The organism is Xanthomonas sp. DAR 35659 (genome assembly GCF_041242975.1).
GTDB lineage: Bacteria > Pseudomonadota > Gammaproteobacteria > Xanthomonadales > Xanthomonadaceae > Xanthomonas_A > Xanthomonas_A medicagonis.
Genome location: NZ_CP162488.1, coordinates 4,783,475 through 4,805,487, shown reverse-complemented (window position 1 = coordinate 4,805,487; position 22,013 = coordinate 4,783,475). Strand labels below are relative to the sequence as shown.

The window sequence follows — 22,013 nt, the reverse complement described above, 5'->3', positions numbered from 1 at the left end:
GTTCTCACATAGTCCATTTGGCTGATCTTGGGTTATTTCCGCACATCAAATTCAGCTTACTACTTTAGGATGCAGTTGAGTTCCATTCAAGGAGGGAAATGTATGAAAGCACTGCTGATCCAGTTAAGTGATATCCACATAACTGCAAAGGATTCGCATTTCATAGATCGAGCGGAGAAGCTCGCGGATGCTGCCACTTCGCGCATTACAAATGCGGACGAAGTGCATATCGTAGTGACAGGTGACTCTGCCAATTGGGGTTTGAAAACGGAGTTTGAACTCGCCGAAAAATTCCTCAGGCGAGTTGCAGTACGAATTGAGTCTAGGACTCGAATCAACCCCAGAATTATCGTGATACCTGGAAATCACGATTGTAATTTTCAGGGAGATCAGGCAGTTCGCGAAATACTTCTCAAAGCCGTCGGCGTAGGTTCGAATGCTGTCAGCGACAGCATATTGGGGCAGTTGGGCTGCGTTCTCGCAGATTTCAGAGATTATCAGCTGCGTCTTTGTCCTGAAATTTCCCAAATAAGCGCCTGGCACTCAGAGGTTAGGTTTGGGCATGTTAAGTATGTAATTATGAATTCGGCGCTAATGTCGACGATTAAGGAAAAGCCAGGCTCTTTGCAGATGGAGCTCCCACATCCGCAAGAGGATGGACATGATGGACGTACTATCTATCTAATGCACCATCCTTATAATTGGCTGCAGCAAGATAATGCGCGTGAGTTGGCGCAGCATGCTTCTGCACATGCGGATCTGTTCCTGATGGGGCATGAGCACGTTGCTTGGGGTCAATCAGTTCGTGAGCTGTACGACGGAGCTACAATTACATATTTAAAAGCCCATGTCTTGCATGATACGGAAGATTCCGATAATAGCGCTTTCTCTACAGTAGTGATCGATACTGACAGTGGCTTCTTGCCAGAGAGTTACAGATGGAACGATGGTCGATTCAGCTATTGGCAGGAGCAGTCCTCATCTGACTATATCCCATGGCACAAGGCTGATAGTGCTAAGAAGATTTCCTTGTTGGACGTCGCATACCGCGAGCTCACGAACGCTGGCGCAAACTTCACACATCGCAAGAAATCACTGATTACTTTGCCGGATATATTTGTCTGGCCCGCGATTCGATCAGCAAACATTGATGTCTCAACGACCAAAGGGGGCGCGATTGAGGCGACGGAGTTTAGCGCAGAAAGAATTTCGGCAGACTATGATAGTTTCTCAGATATTGTAGTCATTCGCGGCGGGGAGCAGGCAGGTAAATCGGCTCTAGCGAAAGTTCTGTCGCTTAGCTTTTCGCGGAAGGGGATTCATCCGATTTTGCTCGCAGCAGGTCACATATCTTCGTGGCGTGAAAAGAGCCTGAACGATCGGATTAACGGTGCTATTGACTCAATGTATGGAAGATCGCAGCGAGAGGATTATCAGCAGCTGTCGCCAGAATTCAAAGTTTTAATTATAGATAACTTTGACCTCGCGGAGGTAGCAAGAGGTTACTTCGAAGGGCTGCGCGCGCTTAGAAAATATTTCGGCAAAATAATATTGATGCTTGATTCTCATCCAGGCCTTGAAATGGCGCTCACTGAATTCCTGAATGATGAGTGCCTAGTGGATGCGCAAGTTTTCGATATTCTGGAGATGAACTACAGTAATAGAATTGAGCTCATCGAGAGATGGATAGGTATCGGTGACCCTGATATTGATAGCCAGACGTTGAGGGTCACCGCTGCAAGGCTGTCGAAGGTGGTTGATGAAACGCTGGGGCGGAATTTAATTCCAGCTGTTCCAGTTTTTATTCTTATAGTCCTTCAAAGGGCCGAGACAGCCCAAGACCTTGACACAGTAGTGAAGAGTGGGTCGCAGGGCTTTCTCTATGAGTCCCTTATTGTTCAAGCGCTAAGCACTAAGGTGCAGGCTATGAACGTCCCCACTTGCTTGGCGTACCTGACACAGTTGGCGCAGAGGCTTAATCACTCTTCAAATGATGGGCTAAGTCAAATTGCGTATGAAGCGTTCCATGTCGAGCATTGTTCTAGGTTTGCGCTTGATGTTCCTGTTGCTAGATTGCAAAGCCAACTGATTGCCGCAGGAATATTTGACGATCGAGGTGGTGGGGTTGGTTTCAAATATCACTTCCATAAATATTATTTTATCGCTCGATCGATATCGTTAAGGGACGACTGGCTCCTGCTGGAGGGGGAGGTGGACGCTCTTATCGAGACTATTCATACTGAAAAAAGTGCTAATGTCCTTCTTTTCCTGTCGCACATAAAAAGAAATTCAAGAGTTGCTGATAAGCTGATTGAAAAAGCTGAGAGTATGTTCCGCGGGACGGCCGTTGCAGATCTTTTCGCCAAGCAGCGCATCATTGATGATTTCGACTCGTCAACCGTTCGGGCTTTAATTAGAGAAGGTAGTCGCAGCGAACAATTAAATGAGCATGAGAAAGATCTCCTAGATGCCGAAACGTCGCAAAGAGAATTAACGGCTATTGCGGAGGCCCGTGTAAAGCGTCGTCTTGATGACGCATTCTCAATGAATGCGGCCTTTAAAACGTTGCAGGTTTTGGGTCAAATCCTTCGGAATCATGCGGGTGAAATAGAAAGAGCTGAAAAACTCAGAATCACTAATGCCTGCTGCGAATTGGGCCTCAAAACTCTTGCTTTTATGCTCACAACTGTTGCTGACTATGGGCCAGATATTATCGCATTCCGGGCGGCCCAGCTTGAAGCCGAGAAGCCCGGTGTCGACGCGGCAAAAATTACCGAAGAGCTCCAGAATTACCTTCCTGGCTTCGCATCAACTTTATGCGTTGGCTCACTGATCCGTATTGCTAATGCAATTGGCGCAGAAGATTTAACCCCAACTCTAACAGAGTCTTTGGGTAAGTCTGATACAGGTAGGATGATAAAATTGGTTACTCAGTTGGAGCATTTTTCTGATTTCCCTAAGGATGAGCTTCTGAAGTTCGAGCAAGAGGTTCTTGTTAGGGCTGCTTTTCTACCTAATCATGTGCTTAGGCGTTTCATTATCCGTCGTCTCTATTTATTTCCTGCAAGGGACGAACTAAAGCGAGCTGTTCTCGACAAATTCAAGATCAAGGCTTTGCCTTTCAAGTTTCTTGAACAGCGGAAGCCCGACTGACCACTACGGTTGCTCTTTGTCAGCCTAAGTTATCGGAATAACGGGGGCGGGTTGATTGGTTTAATGCATGTACGGGTTGCATGGTGGATCTGACGTAAGCACAGTGCCGAGTCTTGGCTTCGGCACGACGCGGTGTGGTCAAAGGGAGAAGCAGGGGCAGGGTGCACCCTCATCGACAAGTAAAGGAGTCAGGTTCTAAGGTTTCCCCACGTTTTCATGCCGCCAGCTGCATCTGATCGATGACCGCTTGGGGCAACGATTTCATACGCTCTAGCCATATGGATATGGGTTCCAGTGGCCATCGCCTGACCAGTGCTTCGCGGCCAACGCGCATTGTTGAATAGAGCTTGCGCGCGCTCCTGTTGGGCGAGAGCCAATGCGCGATACCGGTGGATTCGCAGCCCAGGCCAGCCAGCCAGCTGACGAAGCTTGCCAAGGTGCTCACCAGCAGTAGGATCTGCAGGCGTGCGCCTTGCCGGGTGAGGCTGTCTTCCAACGCTTGGCCGTAGCGATGCGACTTGAGGTCACGGAATGCCAGTTCGATCTGCATCCGTCGCGCATAAAGCTTCACCAATTGCCGTGCGTTAGGTGCTTCGAGTTCGGGCGAGGCCATGATCAGCCAGGGCTCTCGCTCTCGGGCAGAGGCCTTCAAGCTCATGCTGGAGCGCGATGTTCTGCCCATCACGCGGCGGTTCGGATTCTTCCGGAGTAACGGGGTCAGGTTGACTTACTTGATGGCCCCGCTTGATTTGCGTGGCCGATGAGCCGGCCTGACACCCGCGAAGCGGCGGGTCTTGGCCTCAACCATGCTGCGAAACGCATCGTGGCCGAGGGCCCGTTGTTGCTGGAGGTGAATGCGGATGTCGGCGAGCAGTTCGTCACTTAGGACTTCATCAAGCAAGGCGCGATAAGCGCTGGATCGCTCGGCTGCATCACCCAGAGCGAGCCAGGAGGGATGGGGCGTTAGCGCCGAGTGTTCCCGCTGGCCGAGATTGGCTGCGCAACTGGACCAGCGATACGCGGCTGGATCGTCTATGAGGCGAGCGCGTACCGGGTTGAGTTCGATGTAGCGATAGCAACGCAACACATAGTCGCCACTGTCCACAAAGCATGACTTGTAGCGCCCTTCCCAAAGTGTGCCGGTACGGCCGTGACGGCCATTGAAGATGGCCACATAGTTGCGACCGAGTCGCTGCATTAGCTGCCCGATCCTTCCAGGCTCCGGCGGTGTGGCAAGCAAGTGGACATGGTTGTCCATCAAGACGTAGGCATGTAGTTGGCAACCGCTGGCATGCAGGGCAGCACGTAAGAGGTGCAGATAGCGCATCCGGTCTCCGTCATCCAAAAAGCACGGAAGGCGATTATTGCCGCGCTGCACGATGTGCTGTGGTATGCCAGGAAGATCAAGGCGAGGAAGGCGAGCCATGCTGGCAAGAGTGGTCTACGATCGCTATCAGCGGCATCTAGCAAGTTCCGCAAAACCTGTCAGGCATCTCTACGTCGCCGTGTAGGAAGTGAGCCTGAGCTCGCTCTTTAGGTGTCAAAGTGTAGGGGCTGAGCCTCGCTGTTGCTGCGCCTGAACCCGCTGTTGCTCCAATACCTGTTCCTGCAATCGCTCTTGTGCCAAACGTTGGTTCACGGTTTCTAGCTGCGAGAAACTTTCCTGGAGCGGCCGCTGGGCTGCCTCTGCGGTCGGCATGTGCGCCCGGAGTTTTGCCGGATCTTTGGGGTCTCCCTGGACGACGAATAGGTTCTGGGCTGCAGGCAGGTCCTTGGTCTCTTCGCTGAGCAAGACATGGTCCACGCGGGTCAACCCGTTGTTCTTCGCCAGCGTCAGCAGACTGGCGGTCGTGCGCTCGCTGGATGCATCAAAGGTGCGGCCATTGGCTGCATCCAGTTGCTCCACCTTGCCGCGGATCTGCTGATGCATTGCGTGGTCTGGATGCGCTGCATCCGCAGGTGTCAATGCACGCCCTATTTGTTCGGGCAACGCCAGGTTGGGAGACTGATCCTCACGTGATCCCTTGTTCTTCAGTTGGACCATGCCGTAGCCATCCTTACCCAGGTCAACAATATTGAAGGTGCGCGCTGATCCCAGTTCCAGCCCATTGCGCTCCAACTGGTTTGGATCGAGGCCCAGGGACTTGAGGTCAATGCGGATCTCAGGCGGGCGGCGACCCTGGGCGAGGTGGTCGAAGATCACCGCGATGCGGCTTATTGGGCCGACACCGTAGTAGTTGCGATAATCCGAGTCGCGGTGCTGACCCAAGTTGCCTTTGCCGTCGTAGAAGCACCGCTCTACCGACTTGGTCAATGCGTCGTTGCCGGCGAGGGGACGGCTGGTCAGCGACTCGTACGTCAAGCCGTCTGCGAAACGAGGAGCTCCTCCTTCGTGGTTGATGCAGCGCGTTGTAGAACGCTGCAGCAGCTGCTTTTCCACGAGTTCGTCCGAGATTCCCGGGTTCTGGTGCTTGATGCGGTCGTGCAAAGCACGCAATCCGGACACCTCGGCCAAGGCCTCGTCCTCACGCGTCGCGTCAAGATAGCTGCGCATGGGGGCGGTCAGGTCAACCTGCGTTTCGCGATTCTCGTATGCCTCCATCAGCCGATTGTCTACAGTCTTCCCAAACTCGAGCAACGCCTTCGCACGATGCCCCGCAAGCACGCCGTGCATCGTTTCATGCCCTATGACTTCGGTCAGATAGTCGATGCGCTGGTTCCCGCCCCGATCGCGGAATACCGTGTCGCTGATATTGAGAGTGCCTGGCTTTCCGTCTTTGCCGTCAGCAAAATGACCAGCATTGTTTTGACCATGCGACACTGCAAGGGCGCCAATCTGCCCCTTCTCGATGGCGTTCCCTAACAAGGTGGATAGATAAGGCGATTCAGAAAGCGCCTGGCGAATTGAAGCCTCCGCGCCCCTTGGAAGGGTGGGGTCCTTGGCCATCTCAGCAAGCAACGGCTCGATGCGTGGATCCACAGGCGTCATGCGTCACCCCCGTCAATCTGCGCGCCATACGCGCATTCTCGCGAACTGGCCTCGCCACCACTACGATAGATCAGCAGCGCAACCGAAAAGCCCTGCCCGCTATCGCCGATGGGGCGCCAGTGCTGCCGCATCCATCCTCCCTGAAATGGTCGCTGCACCCCACGTTCGTACCCGATCGCTTCCAGCTTCCGCGAAAGCGCAGCAGCGTCCATGATGCATATCTCGGTTGGGGTTCTGGTGGGATCTTTACCACCGGGTGGGCTGACTATGATCTCGATCCGAGAAAAGCCTTTTGCTGAAAAACTGTGAGTAGCGTAGAGCGTGAAACCGTTGGCGAGTGGCGCCCCTTTTACTTCGCGCCAGGGGTGCGCCAAGTCTGAGGGGGCACTGAATTCGATGCCTAACGCCGACTCCATGTGCCGATAGTCCATGTCCGCAGGCGTCTTCAGGCTCCCTGCGTAGCGTAGTAGCCTGGCCTCCAGGTCTTCAGTACTTATGCTTGCCGTCCTGGCGGCCATGGCCTTGGAGTGGGGTTGCCTTGCTTTTTCGGAAGGATGGGCGCAAGCGCTCGCCAGCGACGTAGCAAGTGCCAGCAACAAGAAGGCCTGCGATCGTGGCCTTGCCACCGTGCATGGCGCTCGGCCCGCGACACCGTAAGAGCGCCGATTTAGCCCGTTGCGGCGACGTTCCTCGGCAAGTCGGATAAGGTAGGGCGTTTTCGAGATCGCCTGCCGGCTCGACGCTCCAATACCGCGCGGAAGGGGAGTGTCCTTTGCCATGTCGGCCAGCGAAGGCTCGATGCAGGGATCTACGGGCTTCATTCTTCACCTCCATCGATCTGAACACCGCGGACGCATTCACGCGAACGGGCTTGGTCGCCGATCCGATAGATCAGTAGCGCGACCGAGAATCCCTGCGTGTTGTCCCTGATAGAGCGCCAATGTTGCCGCATCCAGCCACCTTGGAATGGCCGTTGCCCGCCGCGCCTGTAGCCTATGGTCTCCAGTTGCTGCGAAAGTTTGGCGGCATCCCAGATGCAAATGTCAGTCGGAACTCTGGTGGGGTCACGCCCATCTGGCAGGTTCACCACCGCTTCGATGCTGGAGAAGCCTTTCTCCGCTGGACTATGCGTGGCGTATAGCGTGAAGCCACCGGCCAGCGGCACGTCCTTCGCGTTGCGCCATGAATGCGCTGCGTCGGCGGGCTTGTTGAACTTGATACCAAATGCTGCCTCCATGCGCCGGTAGTCCAGGTCGGCCGGCGCTTTCAGAGAGTCGGCATAGCGCAGCAGCCTGTGCTCCAGATCCTGAACGCTGATGTTGGCCGTGTTTTCAGCCGTACCCGTAGGGCGAAGTGCCTCACCGGCTTCGCCGGGCGTTCGAGCGCAAGCGCTTGGCAGGATAGCCGCAAGTGCCAGCGGAAAGAGCGCTACTGATTGAGGCCTTTCCATGGCGCCTCGTTCTAGTGGTGTGGTGGCAAACGCTAGTGTCTGTGGCAACTTGCGTCAAGTTGGCATTGGTCGCAGTTGTGCTAGACACCGCTGACTTTCGGATTTAAAAGGGATGCGCCAGGGCGCTTAACGGCCTAAGGCACTGTCCTGGCGGTTTGCTTCACTAAGCAGTTGCTCGTATGTCTGCACGCGAACTCGCAATCGGATCAGGTGCCAGGAAAGCGCATAAGCGAATAGCAGCAAGAACGCGAGCACGCTTTGGACCGCTGTGATCTTGCCCAGCGCGCTCCAGTCGCCCCAGCGCCAGTCCTTGAACTGCAGATAGAGTGCGAGCAGAACTGGCATGATCCCGAGCCTTTCCATTCCGCCGGTGAACAAGCCTAGGCGTTCATGCATGTTCGTCCGGCGGTCACGGATGAAGGTCTCCCGCTGACGGCGATGTTCAAGCGGAAATGCGCGCAGTGCAGTGACGATGCCTTGGTACTGATGGAACTCCTGCTCCATCTGTGCTGCATGCGTGGCGTAGGGATGTCTGAAGCCTGGTACCTCGCGTTTGATCTGTAAGATGGCGGATATTGCAAAGCCAATGAGCTCAATTGCGAGTCCCGTTGCTGCACATGCGATTGCAGCCTTGCCATTCAGTACGGTGCCGAGCAACATGCCAAAGCCAGCGCCTAGCAAACCGATGATGAAACTCCAGCGCTCCACAGGCCCGGCGCGGCCCTGTTCGGTCACCTGCGAGTAGTGACTCATCACTGCGGAGAGCGAGGGGAAGCTGAGTTCGTGGAGTGCTCTGCTGTCGTCCGGTTGTTGGGCAGACGCTGCGGTCAATTCTTCCGTTGATTTCGACATTTTTACCTTTGAGCGTCCAGGCTGAGGCTGTCCCCAACTAGTATTCCGTAGTCACTGAAGCTGCGCTAGAGCAAGCCAAATTCCTAATGCAAGATTCTACAAGTTGCTATTGACAGCGCGCGCATCGCGGTAGCAATCTCCATCCCAAGGAGCGTCGAAACTCCCCTAACAGCGGTACCCACCTCCGACAAACCGGTGGGTTTTTTGTGCCCGAAGCTCGGGCGCAAGCCGACGCGATGCCTGCGTCGGGAGGGCGGCTAATACAACACCCTTCGGGGAAATACGCCCGCCGTCTGTTAGCGGTTTCGAACCTCCCGACTTCCCGTCCGCCATGCGTGGCGGCCGGACCCCTTCATGGAACGAGGAGGCAACGATGTCGTACGACCGTTTGGACGATGAAGACATGCCCGGCTATCTCCTGCCGGAGGAGAGCCAGTTCCGGCTGGCGAAGCTGCGCGATCACGTGAGGTTCCTGGTCCGGCTGGCGCAGCCGCGCACGCTGGACGAGGAGCGCGCCGCCGAACCCAAGGTGCGCATGGGCGAGCTGGCGCTCTGTCTCGAGCTGTTGGCCGACCAGGTGGAGCTGGTGCTGGACGCGCTGTCCTATCCCGCGCAGCGGACCGACACGACGTACGGCGCCCGTCCCGCTGCCACCGTCGAAGTGGTGCCGGACACGAACGGCGGTGCCTTCCACGTCACGCTGGAGCAGATCGACCAACTCAACCTGTTGGCCGAGACCGTCTCGGCCCATGCACGGATGGCGGCGGCCGGCGAGACGACCGCGCATGCCGGTCAGGCATCACCGGAGGCGAGCAACACGCTCAGCGATGCAGTAAGCGCGATGCAGGCGCTGTTGCTGCAGATCGAGCGCCAGCCGCTGCACGAACCAACGCCCAACGGCGTGCGCGAGGAGCGGGCGGTCTATGCGGTGGAATGGGGTACGCCGCCTGCGGGAGGCGGGCGGTTGCATTGATCGTGGCCTGCGGGAGGTGATGCAGGGGGCGGCAGAGGGCAGGCCTCGTGTTTCCGGCCTGCCCTAGGCTGGTACGCCTCGCACTACAGCGGGGTCTCTTGTCGCTTGACGATACGGCTGCATGAAACGAAATTGCGCGTGGTTTCAGTCAAGCGCACACAGTTCACACCGTTCTGGTGTTGGCCTCCTGCGTGCGCTGTTGCCGCTGCGCCTCATCTTGTTGCTGGGTGATCGCCTGTTGTTGGTTGAATGCCAATGCCTGTTGTGCGGTCTCTTGCATCGGCGGTGCTGGCTGTGAAACGTCCACTACGCCGCGGAAGCCTGGCGTCGTACCGTTCACGACAAGCCGATCCCCCACCATATCCACGCTAGCGACCTTCGATGCATCCGCAATGCCATCCTGCTTTGCCGCGTACAAGGCGTTGGCCACTACGTCGTCCGATAGATGTGCGGGTGTAGCGCCTCGAATCTTGTCGAACATCTGCCGATCCGCGGATGAGAGCAGCTCCAATGCCTGGGCCTGCTCGGGCGTCCGTTGGGCCGCTGGTGCGTTGCTGGCGTAGTGCGGCGAACGCGCCTGAGACCACTGCGCGGCATACGCTTCCATCGTTCCCGACTGAACGCTTTGAGGATCCACGCTCACACGCTTCTCGGACTCGAAGGCGTTGTAGCGCGCGATACCGTGCACCTGGCCATCGGCTCCCATCTCGACATTGGTGATGCCTTGCTTGTTGCGTTCCGCGTCCGCCAACAGTGCAGCGGCCACCTTTTCGCTGTGCGGGCCATGCGGGATACCCTGGCCATCTTCCATGCGGTAGACCTCGCCGAGCGTGCGTTGAAATGCCGTGTTTCCAGGATGCGAGCGATCACGGAAGTCAGTGGGCGGCAGCGCTGTTGGGCCGGATTCAATGGCGCCTTGTCTCTGGTCACCGGGTTCACGCTCACCGGTCGCCGAGAGCGGTGCCGCCTGTGCCGGTGCCGGCGCTGTTTGATCGACTGAACCGGTAGTCGGCTGCGGCGGGCGCAATACCGGTGCATCAGGGTCAATGTGCAGTAGCCGTTCCGTGGTGCCGTTGCGGTTGATATTCAGATCGACGGTGCCGTCACGGTTGTTCACTCGCGTAAGGTCGGCACGATTCACATCGCTCCAGGCGCCGCCGATATAGGCCTTGCCCGCCCCGCTCCCGTCCATCACGATGAAGTCGTCGCCCGATGCATACAGGCTGGTGGACTGCGGGTGAGGGCGCCCCTGATGGTCAGGGACGTTGTAGCCGTAGGCTCTGCCTTGGTCCAGCGCTTCGATCAGTGCAGGAGCATTGGTCTTCTGCAAGAACAGGTTTCTGACTGTCATGTACTCTGCGCTGAGATTTGGCCTGGCTGCGTCTTGGCCCGTCTGTAAGGGGTTGACCAGTGGATTGGCCAGTATGTTCTGCCATGGCTGGCGCAGCGGGCTGCGTGTGTCGGCATTGCGCAAGGCGTTGAAGACGTCGGTTGCCTCCAGGGCATGCGCAACGCCTGTCTCGATGTAATCTGGCCCGGTTTTACTCGGCCCACTATGATTGGGTAGGAAGCCATTCGCGACCGTTTGGGCGTCCTGTGTGCTGGTAATCGTTCCGTTGCTGATGCCGTCGATGATCGTCGGGTAATAGCGGTCACCGCCTTGGTTCTCCAGCTTCAGTACGATGGTGGCCAATTTTGCCTGTTCGTCCAGCGTTGCACCGCGGTAGAGTGCTGTCTCGCGAAGCTGGTTGACACCACTATCGGGTCGCATCAAAAAATTGACTTGGGTAGTGTCGCGCTCATGGACATAGGTAAGGCCTGCATCCGATGCGAGGAAGGTGTCCAGGTGCGATTTGACCGTCTCGTCCAGGGGGCGGCCGTGTTGGGCCTTGATCGTGCGGCCGTTGCGGCCGAGGTCACTGGCGGTCTGGGTCTGCTGCGCTTCGGTGAGTACCCAGTCTGGATGCGATCTGCCCGCCCAGGTTTGATAGGCCTCCACCAATGACGCGGCCACCTCAGGATGCTGGCCTAAGTCCGTCTGCAAGGTGCCGATGGAGTAACCGCTGTTTCCTGAGGGGGTCATCACCCCATTGCGAACATTGCCAGCGAAGGAGAGTTGATAGGAGATGTTTCTCCCACTGTCACCCCCTTCCGAGCCAAGCCCTACGCCAAAGTAGGCCAGTGCACGCAACTCCGAATCCGTCAGCGCCGCCGGCGGTGGCGTGGTGCCCTCATTTCCTTTCGCCATGACACTCCCTCGTTTTTTGGCCTATTTCTTTATTGCACCTTTCTGGCACAAGCCGATGTTGGTTCTCGCTGCGCGAACGATCGCCAGGTAGCGATCCGCCAGCATCGGCGTCCATCCCTCCACCGCGGCGTCGTCGTCCTTGGCGGCGTCCTCGGCATACTTATCGAGCGTGGCCAAGCACTGCGCATACAGCCCATTCTTGTACTGGGTAATGGCCAGATCGTTGCGAATGCCGGCTTCTTCTTCCCATTCCAGTGTTGGCAGACAATTCGTCAGGGCCGGTGACAAGGTAGTGAGCGCAGCCTTGTACTCTTTCGCATCGTAGAGACGTTTGAAAGCGGCCCGAGTGCGAGCCAGCTCATCCCGGCCGCAGCCATGTTTGACCCGCAGATAGGGGGCCTCGAAATCTCCGTTGTAGCCGCAAAACGTCTTGCATTCAGCGGGCGTGGCTGCAGATACGTCAATACCCTGCGGGGTACTGGCGAAGTTCACTTTGCAGGTGGGTTGGCCCTTGTTGCCCTTGGCGATGCCGGAGTGTCCCTCTATCGCGCCATCCAGTTCGCACACGTCTTCCCCGGTGATGCTTTCCAAGGAGAAGGCTAATGACCCGTTCTGCTGCTTGATCAGTAGGTGACCCCATCCCATGTCGGTGATGTACTCGCCCGGCTGCAGAGGATGATCGGCCGGGACCTGCGTGGCGGCTAAGGCAGGCTGCTCACTGCGCACCGCCGGCCTGGGGGGGGCGGCCGGTGGTTGTGCCGAACATGCAGCTACAGGCAGCGTTGCGATCGCGGCGCCGGCCAGCCAGGCCATCTTCAGAGGAACTGCTTTCGCCATGTCCTTTCGCCGATTTCTGTCTTCCACGCCGCTCTTTAACGCGCGATGCGGCCGTGCGTCAAGTCCGAGTGCTGGAGGCGCGCTTTAGTCCTGTGCCTGACTGGCCTATGGCCGGAACAACAGGGGGCTGCCCTCGGCAGCTGAAGATCACTGGCTACCCTGGCAAGATGTTGTGCCAGTTGTTAGGACGGGCGCTGGCGGATCTCGCAACTGGGTCTGAGCGGATAGATGGGACGGCATCATCCAGGGCAACGGAGTCAGGTTAACTTATTCGGTGTCGTGGCGGATTTGCGTGGTCGACGGGCGGGCCTGGCGTCGGCGATAGTTGAGTGCTTCGCCTGCTTTGGGTAGCTTCCAGGTAAACGTACACCTAGAGACACGTCGATGGTTGATAGGAAGATGGGGACCGGAACTGATGTGCATGCTCGAGGTTGCGGAGTGCCGCGATGCGTTGGTGCGATGGCGGTATTTTTGTTGATGGCGTCAAGCTTCCACGGGGCGTTGGTGTATGCAAAGTCCCCGGTGAGTGGTGCCCGTCCGGCAGCAGTGACAACAGGTGATTGTTCACGCACTGGGTCTGTTCGGGATCGCGAAGCATGCTTCTTGTCGCTGCCGGAAGATCAATGCAACGCCATGGGAGCGGCCTGTGCCACGGTGCAGCGCGCGCACAGGCAGGAAGCCGAGTTGACCCGTATCGAGAAGAATATTCTCGCGAGGGCTCAGGCCCGGTATGTGAGCTACGTTGCCGACGATGCGGAATACCTCGGCGATCTCCAAAAGAGCTTTGCATCATCCGCGGTGGCGTGGCGTACCTATCGAGATGCGTATTGCCAGGCCGAGCCACTGGTGCAGGGCATGTCGCGTGATGAGCAGGAAGCGCTTGCATCGGACTGCCGGCTGCGGCTTACGCACTCCCGGATCGAACAACTCAAACAACTAGGGGAAGCCATTCCATAGGTGGTGGCCATGGCACAGGAATATGGGTATGAGTAGCGGGTCAGGTGAATATATTCGGTGCCGTGGCAGGTTTGCGTGGCCCACAGGCGGGCCTGACGCCGGCGAGGCGGTGACTCTCGAACTCCATGTCGTGTTCAAGGCGGGGCAAAAGTGAACCTGAAGATAAGGCTTCGTCTGGCGCTATTCATGGTCTCCTCTTGCGCAGGTGCGACAGATGCTCATCCGGCGACTGCGTATCCTGCTGTGCTCCTTGGTACCTGGAATCTCGGGCCGCAGTCCTGCACGCTGCCAGTCAGTCCCGATGCGGATTCACCGATACGCTTGGAAGCGGTGCGGCTGGTCGGTTACGAGCACCAAGAGTCCCTGGTCTCCATCAAGCGAGTGTCCATGGATCCCTTGGCATGGGCGGTAACCACGACGTCGGACAACGCGCCGGGCATCAGGACAGTCGATTTGTACATCGTCAAAGGCGACTATCTCACCATCTCCGACGGAGAAGCGACGCGACAATATCGTCGCTGTAAGTAGCCATCAGCGACAAAAATTCTCGCTGTCGTTATGGATGGAGGCGAATGCGGGTGCGTGGGGCGTCGGGCAGAGCCCCATTGGACAAGCGCCTAATCTGCAGCCGATGGCGTAGGCACCAACACTTCGCCAGTTTCGGTACCATCGATTGTCAGAGTGACGCTTCCCGATCCGCCCATCTCTGGCGGCAGGATTGAGGGCAGGGCCTTCAGGGCAGCGACGTGCTCTGGGATACGAGATTCTTCCTGGGCAACATATGCGTCTCGGTCGAACTGGCCCTTGTCGTCCGGGTAGTGGCGACTGAAGTACACCGCGGCGAGCGTGCCCTTGGGCGTAATCCGCCAGCGCGCGACCTGGTACTCCAGGGCGTTGTCGATCATCTGTGGCATCGCCGCAATCGCCTCATCCTTTTGCGGGGAAATGTAGACCTGCCTGAAGTGCGGATTGCCGGTAGCCTCGGCGCGCTGGCGGAGCAGTTCCAGGTGCTTCTCCGGTGTGCTGTCATCCGTATGCTGGAACACAGCAATCATGTTGCGCCACTTCTTCAGGCTTTGGCCTTGCGGGACGTACTCAACATAACGCATCGCGTCCTCACGCGATTCGGCGACATAGCCCAAATAGAACGAATTCCCACCGAACTCGATGCGCCTCGGGGCTCCCGGTACTTCGACGTTGCGGCGATCGACTCCAGGACGAGGATCGGCTTCAATCTGCTTGCCGCCACAGACCCCTTCGATGGCGATGACGCTGCGCTGTTGCATCTTTGGGTTGGCGAGGTCGAACGTCACGTCGAGCTTGTCGGTTCCATCGGCGCTTCTCCAGCCATACCGCATGTTCTCGCGAGCAAACGAAAGGATGTAAGGTTTTCCAAGGCTTCTGGTGACCTGTTCGGCCGTCCAGCCGGGCTGGATCGACTGGGCTTTGCCGCAATCGATCGGCCTGGGCTTTGTGGCGAATGCATGTGACGACAAGAGGAAGCATGCAGAGAAGATAGTCACGTACTGCAATATGCGCCGGGGGTTCATGAACATCCTCTATGCTTGGAGAAGGCCAGCTGCTTGTCTGGCTTTCGAGAGTAACGGGTTCAGGTTAACTTATTGGATGTCGTGGCGGGTTTGCATGGCCGACGAGCGACATCTGTGTCGCAAAGCGGTGATTCCCGGACTCGATGTCGCATCAGCAAGGAGCCAAGATGAAGGTGTGGCAGCACGACTGGAAGGTGCGAGTCGCCCATTTGCTGGCGCTATCGGTGTTGCTTTCAAGCGGCGCCTCGTCCGCCCTCGCGTATGCCGGGGACGCCAATGCTGCGGGCAAGCATGACAAGCAAGGTTCAAAGCCGGCTTGTCCATCTCAGGACTTCACCACGTTCCTGCAACGCTACGCAGATGCATCCAACGATAGCGTGCGCCTGCGCTTCACCGACGACCCGCTGGAATACGAGGTGCCCACCCACACGGTGGAGGACGAGACGCCTTCCTCTCCACCTACCCATGTCTCAGCGCGCAGCGGGCTCTCGCGCCTGGAGCTTTTCCCCTACCGATACTTCAAGAACGCACGCGCCTTCGACCGCATCGATTCGCAGGGCGATCAGAAGACCCTGCAGGGATCGGTGCCGTACCCGTTGGCAGTCGCCACGGAGCCGGCGGATGGACGCAAGGTGGACTTCGGCATGGAGTATGAAACGGATACCTATCTCTTCAAGCGCAAGCTGGATTGCTGGTATCTGGCGCGGGTGATCAATCTCAGGGACTGAAAGCGGGCATGCCATGGATGAGAAACCAGCACGACACTGCCGCACTATCGCGTGATCCGGCTTACTTGGGCGACGCATTGGGGCCGCGCCCAAAGCAGTGATGGCTTCGATGGCTTGGTGGCACATCATCATTCCGCGCAGCAACTCCGGCGCTCATGGCGCCCTAGGTAGTTCGGCGAAGGCACATCAGCAATCTCGGCTCTGCGAACTGTCTACCGCAGGCGCCAGCGCCCGCATTGCGCGTCACGCAGCGCAGCAGCGGCGCGCCAGCCTCGGTGGCGTGATGCGCTGTCTTCGCCGCGGCGCATCCAAGGGTCGGTGAAGACATTCGGCGACCGCCACCTGGAATGAGCATTCAGAAAACCGCACAAACCCGAAGAAAAATCGATTATGTAGACATCGTCGCGATGTCTACATAATTCCCGAGATATCGGCGTAGCGTTCGATACCTCTCTGGAGCCGGGGCGTCTCTCATGGCAGGTCACGAGCAAGGGGCAGTGCGCGAGGAGCGGGGCAGGCTGGTCGTCATCGGGTCGGGCATCAAGGCGGTGTCGCATTTCACGCTCGAGGCGCAAGCGCATATCCAGCAGGCGGATATCGTGCTGTATGCGGCGGCCGACCCGGTCACCGACATGTGGATCGAATCGCAGAACCCCAATGCGTTCGATCTGTACGAGTACTACGGCGACGACAAGTCGCGGATCATCACCTACGTGCAGATGATCGAGCGGATCATGGCCGAGGTGCGCGCCGGAAAGTACGTCTGCGCGCTGTTCTACGGCCATCCCGGCGTGTTCGTGACGCCCTCGCACAACGCGATCGCGATCGCCCGCGAGGAGGGCTACGACGCGGTGATGCTGCCGGCGGTGTCGGCGGAGGATTGCCTGTACGCGGATCTCGGCGTGGATCCGAGTGTGCCGGGCATGCAGATCTACGAGGCCACCGACTTCCTGCTGCGTCGTCGCAAGGTGGATACCACCGCCAACTTCGTGCTGTGGCAGGTGGGCTGCATCGGCGATCTTGGCTTCAAGTTCGGCGGCTATTCGAACGACAAGTTCGATGTGCTGATCGACTATCTGGAGGAGATCTACGGGGCGGACCATCCGGCGATCAACTATGTCGCCAACATGTTCTCCGGCCCGCCGCAGATCGACCGCCACGTGATCGGCGACTATCGCAATCCGGAGGTGAAGGCGAAGGTGTCCGGCATCTCAACCTTCTTCATTCCGGCCAAGGATGCGATCCAGTCTGATCCTGAGATGCTGTCCAGGCTAGGCCTGGCCAAGATCAGCGAGGCGCGCCGCACGCCGCTGATCTGCGACCGCGAGGACTATCCGGTGCTGGCGGAGATCGCCCGCCGCAACATCCACAATCACGCGGTGCCGCCCGGCTACAAGTACAGCTTCGCGTCCGAGGCGCTGTACCAGACGCTGCTGACGCTGGCGCTGGACCAGCGTGCGCAGGGCGAGTTCCGCGCCAACCCCAAGGCCTATCTCGATTCGCGCGCGGGCCTGAGTGCCGAGGAGCGGCGCTCACTGCTGATGCAGCACACCGGCGTGACGCGCATGATGTTCAAGCGCGACCCGGACAAAGAAGCGGTCCGCTTCGTCGGCGCCGCGTTGATCGATCCGGCCCTGGCGCGCGCCTACCGCGACCGCCAGGCCGCCGCCGCGCAGGCGGTCGTCGATCACCAGATTACGATCGGCGAATACGAGGGCATGGTCGCGTCGTGGCTGCGCCAGCAGGGCTATGCGGCCACGCCGTCCGCGGTGACCCGCGCCATGGCCGAGGTCCGCACCAGCAAGGACAGCCTGGTCGCGGCTTGATTCCGATCGCACCTTCCATCCGCGGGACATCCAGGAGACGACCATGGCGACCTTCGATCCGTCCGGAACCTACATGACCAGCTGGCTGCAGCCGGACGGGAAGACCTATATCCCCGGCCCGGTGGTGATCGACACGAGCAACCAGTCGATCACGCTCAACGGCGCGGCGATCAATTCACCCGCGTTCACCGCGACGGGGGTGAGCTGGGCCGCGTCGAACAACAACGCGACCTCGGCGCAGCTGACCTTCTACCAGAACGCCGGCGTCAACGGCTTCGTCGGTCTGTTTGCGCAGGGCAGCGATCCGTTGCCAGCGGCCAACAACCTGTTCGGCAATGCCGGCACGGCGACCCAGCAGCTTTCCACCTGGAATGGTACCTACAATCTGTTCAGCCTCACCAGCGACGGCAAGAGCACGCCGCTCAGCGACAAGCTGGTGATCAGCGCGCCCCAGGTGACGTATGGCGGCGCGACGATCAACCAGCCGATCTATACCGGCGAGAAGGGGCCCAATGGCGAGATCGATCAGCTCGCCTGGTCCAGCCAGAACGGTAATGCGCAGAACGCGATCATCCAGTTCTCCAACTCGCAGGCGCCGACGTTGACGCTTTATGGCGAGGTGTGGAGCAGCGGTGCGCAGCCGACGTACGTGAACCTGTCGGGTACGACCAAGGACGCGTCCAACCCGCCGAACATCACCGTGGTCGCCGCGTTGATCAGCAATACGACGACCGAGGTGACCACCGAGGTGACGACGGAAGTCACCACGGAGGTGACCACCGAGGTCACGACCGAAGTGACCACCGAAGTCATGACAGAGGTGGCGGTGGCGGTGATCGAGGTGTTCGCCGAAGAGGAGGACAAGCCGTCGCTGGGCTCGACCAAGGGCTCGCGTCCCAAGGACGATTCGGCGGCGGCGGAAAGCCTGCTCACCAAGGCCTTGGCGCTGGCGGGCTAGGCGGCGGCGCGCGCTCGGGGCGTTGGGTATGGGCGAACCGGTCATGGCGTCTCGCGTGTCCGCCTTGCGTGCGCGCAGCGAGGAGACGGTGGAGGTGGCGGGGCATGCCCTGCCGCTGTCCTCCGTCTTCGCCTACGACACGGCGCGTTGGGACCTGCGCGCGATCGTGGCCGAGTTCTTCGGCACCGATGCGCTGGAGACCCTGCATCTGAATCCGCGCTGGAATCCGCAGGAGGAAGGCCTCCCCCTTCCGCATCACTTCGTCACCCGCAACAGCTGGGATGTCAGCAAGGCCTTGCGCGAGGCGGTGATCGAGCGCTCGATGCCGCTGATCCAGTCGCTGGTGTTCGAGCACATCGCTGGCTTCGTTAGCCCGATCCGCAGCCTGCAGCCGGAGGCGATGATGCGGGTGAACTTCCATGGCTCGCGGGCGATCCTGCGTTTCCACCGCGACGAGGAGTACGGCCAGCGGCCGAACCTGGTCAACATCTGGCTGCCGGTCACGCGCACGCACGGCAGCAACTCCATGTACGTGGAATCGGCGCCGGGGCTGAGCGATTTCAAGCCGGTCGAACTCGACTACGGCGAAGGCTTCATGTTCTACGGCACGCAGATGGTGCACGGCACGCTGGACAATCTGAGTGGGGGCACCCGGATTTCCTACGACTTCCGCTTTTCCTTGTAGAGCGGGTCGGCTCGCGCCGGCGACCGTTCGTGCCGCGCCGTGGCCTCCATGCGGTACTGCGAAGTCTCTGTCGGGTTCACCGGTTGACCTGCGGTCCTGGGCATGTTGCTTACCGTCTTCAACCCTGACCGGGATAGTCCAGCGCCGCCAACCGCGCCCGTGCATGTCCGGCCTGCATGTAAGCGTCGAACAGCTCGATCAGCTTCGCGCCGGACATGCCGCGCACGCCGAGGGTCTTGAACACGATGCAGTGTTCCTTCGGGTTGAACCAGACGCGGCGCACGCTGTAGGTCGCGCTGGCCAGGCGCGGATCCCGCAGCGGTACGTGGCAACCTTCGCGCAGGTCCACGAACATGATCAGGTTCTGGCCGGGAAGTTGGCCGGCCTGCACGCGGTAGCCCTGGACATCCGTCCACGGGATCGGCCGCGCCAGGTCCGGATACTGCAGGCCCGCGTCGCTGATGCACAGGAACGGCGTAGTGCGCCGCTTCCAGAACATGCGTCCGAGCAGGATGAAGCCGATGCCGACCGCCAGGCCTCCGAGGGCGATCCACCATGCTTGCTTGAACGCGAACGCCAGCATCAGCAGCGCAGGCGCGATCATGAAGAACGACAGCCCCCACAGCAGCAGGATGATGGGGATCGTGCTGCCGCCCTCGTGGACCTCGACCTTGTCCCGCCCTTGCTCGGCCAGGGCGCGTAGCGTGTCGATCGATGCGGTGTCTGCGGTTTGGTCGTATTGCATGCGATGGTTCCGAGAGGTGGGAAAGCAGCACTGGGCCGGTGCCGAGGCGCGGCCGCGAGCGCGCTCTTCTCAAAGACGAACGACGGCGGGGATTCCCTTACGCTCGCGCACCGCGGGCGTATTGCGCCTGGCGGCCAACGGCCGCGCCACAACGTGGGGCGTATACAGCGCCATGACCTTTTCGGTATCGGGCGTGCCTGGCGGCGTACCAGCATCCCCGTGGGGTTCGGGAAGCTCCAGATGCGGGATCGCTCCGCCATCTGACAGGCCATCCGTTACAGCTGGACGGAAGATGCATGACTCTGGTCCACTGCTTGCTCCGCCTTACACAGAGCCCGAGCCAATGGAGCAGCGTCGCCCTACGTCGAGCAGGACTTTGGGCCTGGCAATCCTGGTGGCCGGCTGCATCGCTGCCTGCAATGGAGCGCCCCGACACAAGGAGCGCGCGATCGATGAAGAGGCGGTTCGGCAGATCGTGCTCCATTACGAATACAGAGGCTGGGCGACGGTGAACGAAGACTTCGTCATTCAGCGCCGGCCGAATGGTGACTTTGGGATGACGGGAAGGATTGCGTCCGGCGGCCAGCCACCCAGGACAGTCGATGTCGCGGTGCGGAAATCGGATCTCCGGCGTTTCCTGGACGAAGCCGCTGCGCCTGCCTGGTCGCGACGCGAAGGCATTGGGGACGTCGCAAAACGGGTTGGCGTGCGGCGTCTGCTGAGTTTCGAGCCGGTGAGCAGGCTGCCCCCGTCGGCCTGCGATGACAGCGCCATTCTGGCGGCGGCGCGTTCGATGGTCGCGCGCCAGGGCGTCGAGGGCATCGTCGATGCGTACTACGGGGATGGTATGCGCTGGACGGACGATTACCCTTTTGTTGTGGTGCAGATCCTTTTCCGCGATGCCGAACCGCTGGTCATTTCGTCGGATTCGCAAATGGCGTTGATGTTGCCTTGGCACGTCGGTGTTCCCGACCGGCGCGCACGCGCGCAGGCACCGCAGAACTGGTCGGTGCCGCTCACTCGTTCGGTTCAGGCATTGCTGCCGCCCGAGTCGAAGCTCTACCAGCGCGTGGGTGGCATCGAGCAAATGCGTTCTCGGTTGCGAGGTGACCTCGAGATTGCTGCAGAGCGTTCATGCAGTGCTGCTAAGGAAAACGCGCAGCAGCGTGGTGTCCGCTAGGTATCCAGTGCACGAAAGGCGATTCCGCGGTGGCGGCGCTCTGGGGCGCGCGAGGTGCGGGGACAAGCCGGCGAATGCCATCCGACTGCTGCGCTCCCGCAGTAGCGTCGCGCGTTGGAGCGCTATCCCCGGTGTCGCCGGAATGGCAAAGGTGTTGCGGCCTGAATGTGCTTCTGCCGCTTGCGCGTCTCATGGCGAGCGCGATCCCGCTATGCTGCCTGGCGCGTCGCCTAGACGATTGCCATCTCTCTGACCAGGGTGCTGCATGTCCTTACGCTGTCGTCCATGCCTGAACGTCCGGCTTCCTGTTGCCACACACGGCGACGCAGGCGGTGAGCGCCATCCTATCGAGGCGGTGGGCGTGACGCGCATGGCAAGCGGAGCGGCCACGTGTCCTGGAGTGGGGACGGCCCACACCACGTCGCGCGACGTACGCCGCTTCCTTGCGCGATGGTTGCTGCCAGCCGCCATCGCCGCGCTGATCACCGCCTGCTCCACTCCTCGCTTTGCCGGGGAGTGGGCCTACGCCAAGACCTGCGATCGCGGACACTTCGTGAGCCTGCGCCTGGAGCAGTCTGGCGCGTCGGTGAACGGCGACTGGAGTGCGGGGACCTTGTTGCGCGGCAACGATGGCCAACTGCAGGGCACCGTGCGCGGCAGTCGGCTATATGTCCGCTACTGCAGCGATGACGGCGGGGTCGGCTACCAGGCCTGCCCTGCGTTTGGGCCCGAGGAGGACTATTTCACGATCGAAAAGGGAATGCTGTTGCGCCATCAGCGATTCGGCGCCGGGTTCGCACCGGATATCGCCTTGCAGCCCGCTCCGGCAGGCAAGGAGGTCGCCCTTGACCAGAACTGCTACGACGACGAGCCGCGCTGAGG

19 protein-coding genes and 1 pseudogene are annotated in these 22,013 nt (G+C 59.5%); 10 read left to right on the top strand and 10 right to left on the bottom strand.

Translation table 11 applies throughout. From position 1 onward, the window contains the following. Positions 1-102 precede the first annotated feature (102 nt). Positions 103-3,153, top strand: coding sequence for a metallophosphoesterase (locus AB3X07_RS20365; protein ID WP_369940712.1), 3,051 nt, complete (start codon positions 103-105; stop codon positions 3,151-3,153). 214 nt (positions 3,154-3,367) lie between these two features. On the opposite strand, the pseudogene AB3X07_RS20360 reads toward AB3X07_RS20365, so the two are convergent. The 6 genes and pseudogenes from AB3X07_RS20360 to AB3X07_RS20335 all read right to left on the bottom strand — a co-directional run. Next, positions 3,368-3,859 (bottom strand): annotated as a pseudogene (locus AB3X07_RS20360) (transposase); the annotation flags it as partial. A gap of 21 nt (positions 3,860-3,880) precedes the next feature. Next, positions 3,881-4,579, bottom strand: coding sequence for a transposase (locus tag AB3X07_RS20355; protein ID WP_369940710.1), 699 nt, complete (start codon positions 4,577-4,579; stop codon positions 3,881-3,883). Between the two features lie 114 nt (positions 4,580-4,693). After that, positions 4,694-6,142: an XVIPCD domain-containing protein gene (locus tag AB3X07_RS20350; protein ID WP_369940707.1), complete on the bottom strand. Its 1,449-nt coding sequence runs from the start codon at positions 6,140-6,142 to the stop codon at positions 4,694-4,696. Continuing rightward, positions 6,139-6,963 carry a hypothetical protein gene (locus tag AB3X07_RS20345; RefSeq protein WP_369940705.1) on the bottom strand — a complete coding sequence of 275 codons (825 nt, stop codon included), beginning with the start codon at positions 6,961-6,963 and terminating at the stop codon, positions 6,139-6,141. The genes AB3X07_RS20350 and AB3X07_RS20345 overlap by 4 nt, the downstream gene beginning before the upstream one ends. Further along, positions 6,960-7,592 carry a hypothetical protein gene (locus AB3X07_RS20340; RefSeq protein WP_369940703.1) on the bottom strand — a complete coding sequence of 211 codons (633 nt, stop codon included), beginning with the start codon at positions 7,590-7,592 and terminating at the stop codon, positions 6,960-6,962. The genes AB3X07_RS20345 and AB3X07_RS20340 overlap by 4 nt, the downstream gene beginning before the upstream one ends. Before the next feature lie 126 nt (positions 7,593-7,718). After that, entirely contained in the window at positions 7,719-8,444 is a 726-nt protein-coding gene (locus tag AB3X07_RS20335; RefSeq protein WP_369940700.1) for a hypothetical protein, read from the bottom strand. Between the two features lie 373 nt (positions 8,445-8,817). Between AB3X07_RS20335 and AB3X07_RS20330 the strand changes: the two genes are divergently transcribed. After that, a complete protein-coding gene (locus AB3X07_RS20330) occupies positions 8,818-9,417 on the top strand; it encodes an XAC0095 family protein (protein WP_369940698.1) in 600 nt (199 codons plus the stop codon). Positions 9,418-9,580: 163 nt separating this feature from the next. On the opposite strand, the gene AB3X07_RS20325 is transcribed toward AB3X07_RS20330, so the two are convergent. Both AB3X07_RS20325 and AB3X07_RS20320 read right to left on the bottom strand, forming a co-directional pair. Beyond that, on the bottom strand, positions 9,581-11,665 hold the full coding sequence (locus AB3X07_RS20325; protein ID WP_369940696.1) for an XVIPCD domain-containing protein: 2,085 nt from the start codon (positions 11,663-11,665) through the stop codon (positions 9,581-9,583). Positions 11,666-11,686: 21 nt separating this feature from the next. Next, positions 11,687-12,478 carry a hypothetical protein gene (locus AB3X07_RS20320; RefSeq protein WP_369940694.1) on the bottom strand — a complete coding sequence of 264 codons (792 nt, stop codon included), beginning with the start codon at positions 12,476-12,478 and terminating at the stop codon, positions 11,687-11,689. Positions 12,479-13,105: 627 nt separating this feature from the next. Here AB3X07_RS20320 and AB3X07_RS20315 point away from each other — a divergent pair. Then, on the top strand, positions 13,106-13,459 hold the full coding sequence (locus AB3X07_RS20315) for a lysozyme inhibitor LprI family protein (RefSeq protein WP_369940692.1): 354 nt from the start codon (positions 13,106-13,108) through the stop codon (positions 13,457-13,459). 150 nt (positions 13,460-13,609) lie between these two features. Then, positions 13,610-13,987: a hypothetical protein gene (locus AB3X07_RS20310; protein ID WP_369940690.1), complete on the top strand. Its 378-nt coding sequence runs from the start codon at positions 13,610-13,612 to the stop codon at positions 13,985-13,987. Between the two features lie 89 nt (positions 13,988-14,076). Here AB3X07_RS20310 and AB3X07_RS20305 read toward each other — a convergent pair whose 3' ends face one another. Further along, positions 14,077-15,015, bottom strand: coding sequence for a hypothetical protein (locus AB3X07_RS20305; RefSeq protein WP_369940688.1), 939 nt, complete (start codon positions 15,013-15,015; stop codon positions 14,077-14,079). Between the two features lie 161 nt (positions 15,016-15,176). On the opposite strand from AB3X07_RS20305, the gene AB3X07_RS20300 reads away from it, so the two are divergent. From AB3X07_RS20300 to AB3X07_RS20285, 4 genes are all read left to right on the top strand, one after another. Next, positions 15,177-15,737, top strand: a complete 561-nt coding sequence (locus AB3X07_RS20300) for a hypothetical protein (protein ID WP_369940686.1) — start codon at positions 15,177-15,179, stop codon at positions 15,735-15,737. 497 nt (positions 15,738-16,234) lie between these two features. Then, complete coding sequence (locus AB3X07_RS20295) at positions 16,235-17,563, top strand: SAM-dependent methyltransferase (RefSeq protein ID WP_369940684.1); 1,329 nt, start codon at positions 16,235-16,237, stop codon at positions 17,561-17,563. A gap of 43 nt (positions 17,564-17,606) precedes the next feature. After that, entirely contained in the window at positions 17,607-18,521 is a 915-nt protein-coding gene (locus AB3X07_RS20290; RefSeq protein ID WP_369940682.1) for a hypothetical protein, read from the top strand. A 55-nt stretch (positions 18,522-18,576) separates the two neighbouring features. Beyond that, the gene (locus AB3X07_RS20285) at positions 18,577-19,206 is read left to right on the top strand and encodes a hypothetical protein (RefSeq protein WP_369940680.1); all 630 of its coding nucleotides are present in this window, start codon (positions 18,577-18,579) and stop codon (positions 19,204-19,206) included. A 118-nt stretch (positions 19,207-19,324) separates the two neighbouring features. On the opposite strand, the gene AB3X07_RS20280 is transcribed toward AB3X07_RS20285, so the two are convergent. Further along, entirely contained in the window at positions 19,325-19,951 is a 627-nt protein-coding gene (locus tag AB3X07_RS20280; protein WP_369940678.1) for a hypothetical protein, read from the bottom strand. A gap of 376 nt (positions 19,952-20,327) precedes the next feature. Between AB3X07_RS20280 and AB3X07_RS20275 the strand changes: the two genes are divergently transcribed. Both AB3X07_RS20275 and AB3X07_RS20270 read left to right on the top strand, forming a co-directional pair. Beyond that, positions 20,328-21,131 (top strand): hypothetical protein, encoded by an 804-nt coding sequence (locus AB3X07_RS20275; RefSeq protein ID WP_369940676.1) that lies wholly within the window; start codon positions 20,328-20,330, stop codon positions 21,129-21,131. A 454-nt stretch (positions 21,132-21,585) separates the two neighbouring features. Beyond that, a complete protein-coding gene (locus tag AB3X07_RS20270) occupies positions 21,586-22,011 on the top strand; it encodes a hypothetical protein (RefSeq protein WP_369940674.1) in 426 nt (141 codons plus the stop codon). The last annotated feature ends 2 nt before the right edge of the window (positions 22,012-22,013 follow it).

Bases quoted from the DNA above. Each gene is read 5' to 3' on its own strand.
- AB3X07_RS20365 (WP_369940712.1), top strand. From the start codon at position 103: ATGAAAGCACTGCTGATCCAGTTAAGTGATATCCACATAACTGCAAAG.
- AB3X07_RS20335 (WP_369940700.1), bottom strand. From the start codon at position 8,444: ATGTCGAAATCAACGGAAGAATTGACCGCAGCGTCTGCCCAACAACCG.
- AB3X07_RS20340 (WP_369940703.1), bottom strand. From the start codon at position 7,592: ATGGAAAGGCCTCAATCAGTAGCGCTCTTTCCGCTGGCACTTGCGGCT.
- AB3X07_RS20320 (WP_369940694.1), bottom strand. From the start codon at position 12,478: ATGGCCTGGCTGGCCGGCGCCGCGATCGCAACGCTGCCTGTAGCTGCA.
- AB3X07_RS20325 (WP_369940696.1), bottom strand. From the start codon at position 11,665: ATGGCGAAAGGAAATGAGGGCACCACGCCACCGCCGGCGGCGCTGACG.
- AB3X07_RS20330 (WP_369940698.1), top strand. From the start codon at position 8,818: ATGTCGTACGACCGTTTGGACGATGAAGACATGCCCGGCTATCTCCTG.
- AB3X07_RS20350 (WP_369940707.1), bottom strand. From the start codon at position 6,142: ATGACGCCTGTGGATCCACGCATCGAGCCGTTGCTTGCTGAGATGGCC.
- AB3X07_RS20305 (WP_369940688.1), bottom strand. From the start codon at position 15,015: ATGTTCATGAACCCCCGGCGCATATTGCAGTACGTGACTATCTTCTCT.
- AB3X07_RS20280 (WP_369940678.1), bottom strand. From the start codon at position 19,951: ATGCAATACGACCAAACCGCAGACACCGCATCGATCGACACGCTACGC.
- AB3X07_RS20300 (WP_369940686.1), top strand. From the start codon at position 15,177: ATGAAGGTGTGGCAGCACGACTGGAAGGTGCGAGTCGCCCATTTGCTG.
- AB3X07_RS20290 (WP_369940682.1), top strand. From the start codon at position 17,607: ATGGCGACCTTCGATCCGTCCGGAACCTACATGACCAGCTGGCTGCAG.
- AB3X07_RS20345 (WP_369940705.1), bottom strand. From the start codon at position 6,963: ATGAAGCCCGTAGATCCCTGCATCGAGCCTTCGCTGGCCGACATGGCA.
- AB3X07_RS20355 (WP_369940710.1), bottom strand. From the start codon at position 4,579: ATGGCTCGCCTTCCTCGCCTTGATCTTCCTGGCATACCACAGCACATC.